The organism is Rhodococcus sp. C26F, assembly GCF_053345925.1.
The window spans coordinates 1-8,837 of sequence record NZ_JBKFBA010000082.1; the positions used below are offsets into that span (position 1 = coordinate 1).

The window sequence follows — 8,837 nt, forward strand, 5'->3', positions numbered from 1 at the left end:
TCCGTCGCTACATCATCTGGCGCAACAAGCACGCCGAGGATCAACAGCTACGGGAGATCGTCGACAGGGCAAACGTTGCGTGATGCGGCACTAGGACGGTCGTCGAGTTCACAGCTGTCCGGAACGAGGACAGTCCCCGCGTCGGCGGATGCGGGAGAGGGGGCGCCGGTGGACGGACCGCTCGCCTCTAAGGTCGGCCTCGTGCACGTAGATGTGTACATCGACGGATTCAACTTCTACTACGGTGCGCTATCTGTACGCCCGCGGCACCGCAGGCTGGCGCTGGCTCGATCTGCGTCGCCTGGCTGCCGATATCCGAAGCTATCGATGAGCATCATGGTGGGTGGTTCGGCAGTACTCCAGATGTGGAAGCATGGCAAGGTGAACATCGCTACCACCAGCACCGAGACTTCCTGCGTCGCAAACCGCAAGACGAAAGAACTTGACTGGTATGAGCAGCAAGGCGTCCCTGGTGATCGGGACCTCTTGGGACCGTTTGGCCATGTTCCTGTGGCGACCTCGATCCCTGAATTCATCCGGATTGCGCAGGTAATTGCCAAGGAGGCTGACCACAACGGGATCTGCGGGTGGCGAGGCCAAGTTAACTGCGAGTGGTACGTGCAATCGGGTGCGGCACGACGTGTTCAGGGCCCGTGGCTCGAACACTTCGGCCGTGACTATGAAAGTGTGCAGGACATGCTCCGAACATTCGGTGTCCCCAACGCCCGGGACGTGGTGGCGGAACGGGGCTCATCTATGCACGGCGGCATGGTGCACGATTACGAACGCCTCCTGCTAAATGAGGGACGGGTCAACGGATTCGGATACCAGGACGGACGTCGACTCTCGGATCTCGAACTGCTAGCAAGCCTCCAGCACCACGGCGCAGCGACCAGCTTGCTCGATATCACGAAGAATGTTCTCGTCGCGCTGTGGATGGCCACTACCTCGCAAGATCCGAGTCTGGATAATCAGCCGGGTGTCGTGGTTGCATTCGGGCAAGCGCCATTGCGGACGATCAGCGCTGAGTTCGCTGAGAACAAGGCACTCGTAGAGATCATGAAATCCATGCGAGGGGAAAACCGTCGCGCAGGTTACTGGATACCCTCGAAGCTGAACCTCCGAATCGTCGCCCAAAGCGGATTCTTCCTCCTGTCGCCAATCGTCAATCAACCGTGGGGGACAGTGAATCTCCGTGGCACGATCGTTTGGGAGGATGAGAATATTGAGGACCCCGATTGTTACTTCATCGGAGTATCCCCGGAACTGAAGAAAGAAATGCGCAATGCGCAGAAGTACGGACTTCTCCCGTATGCGGAAAATACGATCTATCCGGATCTCTCAGGTTTCGCGGCCTACCACGGGTCGGGGCGTCCTCTACCGTATCGTCGTTAGTCCTCAGCGTTACGCTGGCATCAAAGATGCATTAAGGCAATCAATCGGGATCAGCTCAGTCAACGATCACTTGTGTCGGATCGGTGGCCGAAACATACTTGACGTGCTCCTTCTCCGCTCTCACCCGGCGGCTTTCCGATTAGGCTGAGGAGCCGGTGAACGTATGCCGGGAGGCAGCGTAACGTGTTAGAGGTGCAAAGAATACTAGACATCGACCTCGACTTCTTCGTTACTCCGGTGGTCCACTATCCGCAGAGTGACGAACGGCCGCTGGCTGAAGACTACTCGGTGTGGCCTGTGGAAACCGCAATCGAATTTCTTAGAAATAAATTCGGTTTGACTGGCAGGCTACCTGGAATTCTAACTGAAAATCATGGCGATCTTTTCTTTAGGTGGCGTGAGGCAATCGCGGACGGAGTATTAGTGCCCCCCTTCCGCGTGACCCATTTGGACGCGCACGCAGACCTCGGGCTGGGCGATTCCGGTTATAAGTACCTAATGACGTCCCTTCTTTCCGAGCCCCCTGAAGATCGGCAGCAGCCGCGAGTTGGTGCCACGGGACTGAACGATGGAAACTTCCTTCTATTTGCAATTGCATGCAGATGGATCCACGACCTGACGTACGTCTATGGAGAAGGAGGGGGGTCGGACGAACTTTTTCTTGCAATGAAGGGCTTCAAGAGACCTTACGACTACATCCAACTTGCTGCCATGGACAACCAAGATCTTCAAAGGCTTATTAGCGCCCCTACAGGCGGCTACATCCCGGTGGTGTCGCATCTCGAACCCGAAGTCCCGTACCAGGCCAGTCATTGGGATGAATTCCAGGCAGAGGTCCCGTTCGACTTCATATGCCTCACGAGATCCCCGGTCTACACGCCGTCGACCGCAGACCTGCTGTACGACGCGATATCTGCCGCATTCATTGCACCCGTCTCGAGATGATTCCGATTGGCAGTATCCGCTTACGGGCCTCGACGGGCTGCACCCGTTCAGGCGCCGTAGGCCGACGAACGGATCCTCTCCCGCGTCGTCGCCCGTTACGGACGCCTGGACCTGCTGCTGCTCGAGGAGCTCGGCTACGTCCAGATCGACCCCGCGGAGCGGAGATGTTGTTCCAGATCATCACTGAACGGGAGGAACGGGCAAGCATCGGGATAGCATCGAACCTCCCGCTTTCCGAGTGGGGGACCGTTTTCCCCGATCGCGGCTGGTCGCCGCGATCGTCGACCGCATCACCTTCAATGCGCACATCCTCGAAACCGGCACCCGATCCTATCGCCTGTGCACATGCAAGACTCATCACCGCAAACAGGCCTGATCGTCATTGGTGGGGCCGCAATTCACGCCGATCACCGGGGCCAGATCACTTGACGAAACTCATCGGGGCGACGAGGACATCTCCTCACCAACGACGTGGCGCCGATGCGTCGTCGTAACCTCGTCGCACAGCAGGTCGACGCCTCGTCGGGGTGGTCGCGGCTCTCGTCAACCCCTCCTTGCGGACGTCGTAGATCGCAAGCGCCACGTGGAAGACGAGGTGCGACGACGGGCGTTAAGGACGTCGACAAGGTTGCTTGCGAAGCGGATCACCTGGTTGCCGCCGAGCTGTACGGGCGCATAGGTGGTGTTTCAGGCCGTCTGGGGGGACGTAGCCATGGCCTTAGCGATTCAGCACCTGGTTGGTGCCGTCGGCGGTTGTGGGGGTCACGGTCGGTTCCTTCTTGCCTCGGCCCCCGGTACTGACTCGGTAGTAGTCGAATTCTCCAGTATCCGGGTTCTCGAACACGAGGAACCATGAGTTCCTACCGTGCCCCTTCCTTTGAGCAGCGCCACGCAGTGTGCCTAGGTTCCATCGGCCTGATCGTGCCTCGTCCTCCCAGTGCTTAACGACGGCTGCGAGCATCCAAAGCTTGACGTCACTGGGGTCGTACACGATGACTTCACCGTTCTGTGTCCTCAATCCCAGGGACTCAGCAGGGTATTGGTCCTCGTCAGACGAAGCTGACAAATCGTTTTGCGAAACTGATGAATCTCCGACCTCAACTTCGACGACAAACTGGCCGTTTCCAGAGTATTCAGCGGCCTCGGGAGTCTCTGCGCCGTCGGCGACCAAATTGGCGGCGCCCTCACCAAGCCTGTTTTTCAGAGCCTCGCTGGTTGAACTGAGCTTTCCCAGAGTGCTGTCGGTCCGCGCCATGAACTCCTTATGGCGGATGCTCTCCCTCGAGTTCTGTTCCGACTGTCGAGCGAAGATAACCACTGCTCCAATAACGCCCAGTGTGGAAAGCACAATGCCCACATCGGTCGCGACCTGAACTGCGAACCCTTGCTCCGTGAAGCACATTCCAACTACACCAAGCGCCGCGATTGCAACAGTTGCCCCGATTACCATCCAATGTCGCACAGCGAACCCGGCGAGTAGGGGGAGCTTGTCGTCCTTGGGACCGGGACCGGGACTGGGCGGGTTGGGTACATCTTGGCTCACGGCGGGCATTCTGCCGTATCGGCCGTCTGAGGTCTCATAAACGATCGATTCTGCAGATCGCAGGGCCGGCCGGTCCGTAGGTGTGGGGTGTGCACCACCCTTCGGATGAGATCAACCGCAATGGCGGATTGTTGCCGGTTGCGAACCTCGATTTCGGGTCGTATCGCCAGTTCTGGATGTTCACGCTTCTCGACAGTGCCAGTTTCGAAGAGGTCAGCACGACACCGATATTCACCGCCTGGCCGTCGCCGACGATCGATGCTGGCGGCACGGTATGGATTCTTGCCGACGGCCTCCGGTCGATTCCCATCGTCTCGATGGCGTGGCCGCCGTTGCTCGATGTGGCGGCACTGCTCGAGGCTGCCGTCTTACTGCGGGAGTGACGGGTGCCGACACGCGGACACCTCGTCGATGGGTTCGTTGCGCCCGGTGGGGTCGGACAATGACTGTTGTCCATTCGGTTCTTTGACGGTATAGGCGGTTGGGTTGATGGAGTGGTATGTGTCCTGTTGGCATGCGGCACTGGGGAAGAACACCATCCGCACCGGGGACGCCGCCGACCGCGCCGCGACGATGGACGCCGTGCTCGGCGAGGGACGCCGGGCTGTTCGGGAGACCGAGGGGGGCGGTCGTGGACATGGCGTATGTGAAAATCGGGGACGAACTCGGCCACGTGAGCGGCTTCATCGACCCGAGTCTCGCCAGTGCGGAGTTGCGTGCCCGTATCGAGGAGGCATTTGCTCGGATGCGAGAGCGCACCGCCGCGGGCGAGGCAGACTCGCAGGCGTCGTCACCTCCGGCGGTTGCGCCACCTGTGTTGTCGTCGACTCCTGCCGGCTCAGTGACCGAGCAGTGGGAACGAATCGAGCGCTGGTTGCAGACGCACCTGTCCGCGGTGACGACCGCCGGCGCGCCCGCCGAGGCGATCGATCGGGCTGTCGAGGCCACCGGGGTGGCGTGGCCGCAGGAGCTGGTCGATCTGTTCGGGCATATCAACGGGTTCCCCCGCGGTGGGTGGGTCTCCCTGTTTCCGGTGCACGAGTTGTTCGATCTGGATCGGGTGGTGGATGAGCGGCGGCTGGAGTTGGAGGTGTGGGGCGAGCTCGACGCGGATGTCGGTGCCGAACCGCTCACCGAGAGTTTCGCGGGGGAGGCGGTGGAGACGTTTGTGCCCGAGTTCGTGCCGTTCGCCGGTCGGGATGGGAACCTGTTGTTCGTCGACACCCGCCCGGGTCGGCTGCATGGATGTGTCACCGAGTTCGACAAGGTCGGTGCCGATGACGTCGGCCCGCGGTGGGGGTCGATCAGTGCCCTGCTCGCCGAGCTGGCCGACAGTCTCGAGTACGGGACGGTCTTTGATGGGCGCTGGGTTCCGACGGTGGCCGATGGCCGGTTGGAGTGGCACTACCACCAGTGACACTGGCGTTTTCCGCTATGGGGTATCAGTTCCGGCACCGGCTCGTCGGGCCGTTGCTCTGCGTCCTCGTTACTGCCCAGTGGTGCCTACAAGGGCAAGGCACGCCGTCTGCCGCGTAGCCCTATGCTCCTTGTGGCCGGGGAGTGGCCACCTCGGGCAGGGTGGAATGTCAAAACCCCGGGGACGTGCACTGTGGGGTGCAGAGGCCGCTCCGGGGTCTTCGCTGTCAACTATATCGGTACTGGAGGGATATGCCCAACCGCAGCGCGGCCGTGACGCAGGCGATGGGGGTGTTGTTGACGCCGGAGCGGTTGTCGTCGTATCTCGCGGCGACCGGTGGTGATCTTGAGCGGGCGTTGGATCTGTACGAGTGGAATGCACGCCTGGGTGCGGCGGTGTTCGAGGATCTCGGCTATCTTGAGGTGGTCTTGCGCAATGCCTGTCATGCCCAGCTCGATCGGTGGAACCGCAGCAACCTGGGTGCCGATCCGTGGTATCTGACGGCACCGTTGACGCCGCAGTCGCAGAAGGATGTTGCCGAGGCGCGGCGTCGTGCGACGCGTGGAGGCCGCGTGGAGGTGCCGGGTCGGGTGGTGGCGGAGTTGATGTTCGGGTTCTGGCGTTTTCTGCATGCGCGCACCTATGAGGCCACGTTGTGGACTCCGTGTGTGCGGCATGCGTATCCGCATCAGCGTCCCAACCGACGTCAGGATGTCTATCGACGGCTTGATCACCTCAATACGCTGCGGAATCGGATTGCTCATCACGAGCCGATCCACGGTGCGCAGATCGCCAGCACCGGTCAGGACGTCGCCGGTCTGCATGGGGAGTTGCTCGAGGTGTTGTCCTGGATCGATCCGACGGTGGCGGGCTGGGTACGCGAGCGCAGCGCGGTGCCGGCGTTGCTGGCGGCACGACCGTGTTAACGAAGTACGTGTTACCTGTATCGGAGTGGTGTGTGAGGAGGGGGGACCGGATGTCCGTAAGTGGCGAGGTGATGCTGGGGCGGTTCTGGCGGGTGGGGAGACCCCTGCCGGTCCGTCGCGGGGAACTGAGGGTGCGTGCCGGTGCGGAGGTCGAGCTACGTGTCGAACGACCGATTTCGCCGAGCCGTTCGATTCGGGTCGAGCAGCGCGGATCGAACGGGATGTATGCGGTGATAACCAGCGGAGATCCGGATGATGTCGTTGCGGATTTTCAGCCGGTGATAGTGCATGGTGTTCTCGACGATGGGACCGAGGTCACGGTCGTGGACGCCCAGGCTGACCACGATGTCCTTCTGCGGCAGTGGTTTCGGGCCCCTGTCGTGGTGGTGGGTACTCATGTGGACGGTGAGGAGCAGTGTTATTCGGCGGTGCGGTTCTGTCTCGACGATCCCCGCTGGTGGACTCACCTGATCGAGCCTGCGCGGGGGCCGGGTTGCGGCGAGGTCGGCTCGTTGCGTGTGTGGGCCGATGACGATGGGCAGGTGTGGTTCGAACATCGAGCACATAGTCCGCTGACTCGCCGGGAGTATGACCGTCTCGTTGTCGATCCGGTGCTGACGCTGGCGAAGTTGGCCACACAGCGCCGGTTGCATGTCACCGCACTCGAATTTCGGGTCGCGGAGGATCAGGATGCGGAGGACACGCGGTGGCTGCCGGTGATCGGCAGGATCATCGACTCCGGGACGGCCGGCTCCTATCCCGACGCGGTGATCCCCACGCGGGAGCTGACGTTGGAGGTGTTCTCCACGTGGATCGATGTGAGCCGGTCCTTGGATGGGTTGGCGAGCGCGGTGGCCGACCCGATTGGTGGGGCTATCCAGGCACAGGCACTGACGATGTGTGCCATCGCGGAGGGACTGCACCGGCGCCTGTATCCGGTTACCTCCCGCTTTCCGGGACTCACCGGCAATGCGCGTGATCGTATTCGTCGCGCGGCACGCACAACCGGCGCAGAGATGATGGAGCAGAAGGGGTTCGACCGCGAAGAGTCGGAAAAGGCGCTGACCGAGGCCCTGAGCCATTTCGACGAGCTTCCGTATCGCCGGCGCCTGGAGCAGCTACAGGACTCGGCCGAATGCGCGGTCCCCGATATCGTGGCCGACTTCTCGGATTGGCCTGCCCAGGTGTGTTCGGCGCGCAACCAGCTCGCGCATCAGGCGTACACGGCGGACGCGTCGTCCGACGGTCTGATGCTTCTGCTGATAGCAGTGGATTATTCGTTGTCGTGGGTGCTGCGGACGGTGCTGTTGCGGCGGGCGGGGGTATCGGATGAGGTGGTGCTTCGTTGTTATGGGAACGATGCTCGCTATGGGTTGTACCGGGCGAATGTGCGAAGTTGTTTGAATTCGGGGGACGGGCCGCGGACCTGAGCCGTGTCGTCCCTGATCCCGTGGAGTTCATGGCTGTCGAGGCAGCTCTGATCGAGGTGCTGACCGGCATCGAGCTGCACGAGGATCAGTTCGCATTCATCGGATCAGCCCCGACGTTCCTCGCTGGCGGGTCTGCGGTGGTCAATCGTGTGGCGACCCTGATTGCGAGGGCCCACGGCTTCGTGTGGCAGCGGTATGTGGGTGCGGTGGTTCACGTCGGTGGACGACGAGGGGGAGGCGCAGAGCCTGCGTGAGAGCCAGGTGGAGGCGTTGATGACGACGGTGCGTGTGGGTGGTGCGGTCGTGGTCGACGCGACGGTGGACGGGGCGGAGGTGGGGGCGTGATGCGTTCGGTGGTGATCGAGTGGACCGACGTGTCGTCGCACCGTGCGGTGGTGAATGTGCCTGCGGATTTCGATCCGGAGGTCGTGGAGTTGGGTGATGCGTTGGGTTCGCTCAAGGGTGACGGTTTCCTGGGGGTGGTGCGGGAGGGGATCGTGGTGCGGTTTGTGGGATGCGCCTGATCCGGCGGCTGAAGAGTTGTTCGGTTGTTGATGGGGTGGGGGCCGGGTCGTGTGTGGCGGTCCGGCCTTCTGCGTGTCGGTGGTGGTGTCGTGGTCTCGGTGCGTCCCTCGGCGTGTGTGCCCGGTGGTGGGTGTGGGGGTTGTTATGTGCTGTGAGCTGGGGTGATGGCATGTCCCGGTGTGGGGCCGGCGGTGGTGCCGGCGGGTGGGGTCGGTATCGGGGGTGTGTGGGGTGGTGGGGGCGCGGTGGGGTGCTGTTTTCGGTGTGTTTTTGAAATGTGTTGTGGCGCAATGGTTGTTGCTAATCCTATTGTTGTGCAAGTGTTTAATGTTGTAATGCGCATGACGATCCGGTGATATCGGGTTATGTGCTTTGTGCATAACGCGATTGGCGAGTGGGAGTGTTTTTGTTTGTCTGGTGCTGCTTTCGGGTGTGGGGCATGATGGGAGCATGATGTCGGGACGGGGAGTCAGCAGCGCGGCGGTGATGTGTGTGGCGCGCGCAGCGCGTCCCGGTCTGTCGATGCTGTCCGGTGTGGCATGTGAGGCACGATGAAAAATATTGGTACACATGAAATCGCGCTTTCGAGCGGAGCGCAGCGACGCGGGCGACGGCAACGTGACTGGACTCCCGCCGAGCCGCGCAGCGGCTCCCGA

General features: G+C 61.6%; 9 protein-coding genes and 1 pseudogene. 9 read left to right on the top strand and 1 reads right to left on the bottom strand.

Going from position 1 to position 8,837, the window contains the following annotated elements; translation table 11 throughout:
• Positions 1-168 precede the first annotated feature (168 nt).
• From ACLBYD_RS30040 to ACLBYD_RS30050, 3 genes and pseudogenes are all read left to right on the top strand, one after another.
• Positions 169-1,395, top strand: a complete 1,227-nt coding sequence (locus ACLBYD_RS30040; RefSeq protein ID WP_447819311.1) for an FRG domain-containing protein — start codon at positions 169-171, stop codon at positions 1,393-1,395.
• A gap of 183 nt (positions 1,396-1,578) precedes the next feature.
• The gene (locus ACLBYD_RS30045; RefSeq protein ID WP_447819312.1) at positions 1,579-2,340 is read left to right on the top strand and encodes a hypothetical protein; all 762 of its coding nucleotides are present in this window, start codon (positions 1,579-1,581) and stop codon (positions 2,338-2,340) included.
• 60 nt (positions 2,341-2,400) lie between these two features.
• Positions 2,401-2,716 (top strand): annotated as a pseudogene (locus tag ACLBYD_RS30050) (ATP-binding protein); the annotation flags it as partial.
• A gap of 342 nt (positions 2,717-3,058) precedes the next feature.
• On the opposite strand, the gene ACLBYD_RS30055 reads toward ACLBYD_RS30050, so the two are convergent.
• Positions 3,059-3,883, bottom strand: a complete 825-nt coding sequence (locus tag ACLBYD_RS30055; protein ID WP_447819313.1) for a hypothetical protein — start codon at positions 3,881-3,883, stop codon at positions 3,059-3,061.
• An 89-nt stretch (positions 3,884-3,972) separates the two neighbouring features.
• On the opposite strand from ACLBYD_RS30055, the gene ACLBYD_RS30060 reads away from it, so the two are divergent.
• The 6 genes from ACLBYD_RS30060 to ACLBYD_RS30085 all read left to right on the top strand — a co-directional run bounded on the left by ACLBYD_RS30060 (position 3,973) and on the right by ACLBYD_RS30085 (position 8,180).
• Positions 3,973-4,266, top strand: coding sequence for a hypothetical protein (locus ACLBYD_RS30060; protein WP_447819314.1), 294 nt, complete (start codon positions 3,973-3,975; stop codon positions 4,264-4,266).
• A 254-nt stretch (positions 4,267-4,520) separates the two neighbouring features.
• The gene (locus tag ACLBYD_RS30065) at positions 4,521-5,300 is read left to right on the top strand and encodes an SMI1/KNR4 family protein (protein WP_447819315.1); all 780 of its coding nucleotides are present in this window, start codon (positions 4,521-4,523) and stop codon (positions 5,298-5,300) included.
• Between the two features lie 251 nt (positions 5,301-5,551).
• The gene (locus tag ACLBYD_RS30070; protein ID WP_447819316.1) at positions 5,552-6,226 is read left to right on the top strand and encodes a hypothetical protein; all 675 of its coding nucleotides are present in this window, start codon (positions 5,552-5,554) and stop codon (positions 6,224-6,226) included.
• 131 nt (positions 6,227-6,357) lie between these two features.
• Positions 6,358-7,656 (top strand): HEPN domain-containing protein, encoded by a 1,299-nt coding sequence (locus tag ACLBYD_RS30075; protein ID WP_447819317.1) that lies wholly within the window; start codon positions 6,358-6,360, stop codon positions 7,654-7,656.
• Between the two features lie 201 nt (positions 7,657-7,857).
• On the top strand, positions 7,858-8,001 hold the full coding sequence (locus ACLBYD_RS30080; protein ID WP_447819318.1) for a hypothetical protein: 144 nt from the start codon (positions 7,858-7,860) through the stop codon (positions 7,999-8,001).
• Positions 7,998-8,180 (top strand): hypothetical protein, encoded by a 183-nt coding sequence (locus ACLBYD_RS30085; protein WP_447819319.1) that lies wholly within the window; start codon positions 7,998-8,000, stop codon positions 8,178-8,180. The genes ACLBYD_RS30080 and ACLBYD_RS30085 overlap by 4 nt, the downstream gene beginning before the upstream one ends.
• Positions 8,181-8,837: the final 657 nt, after the last annotated feature.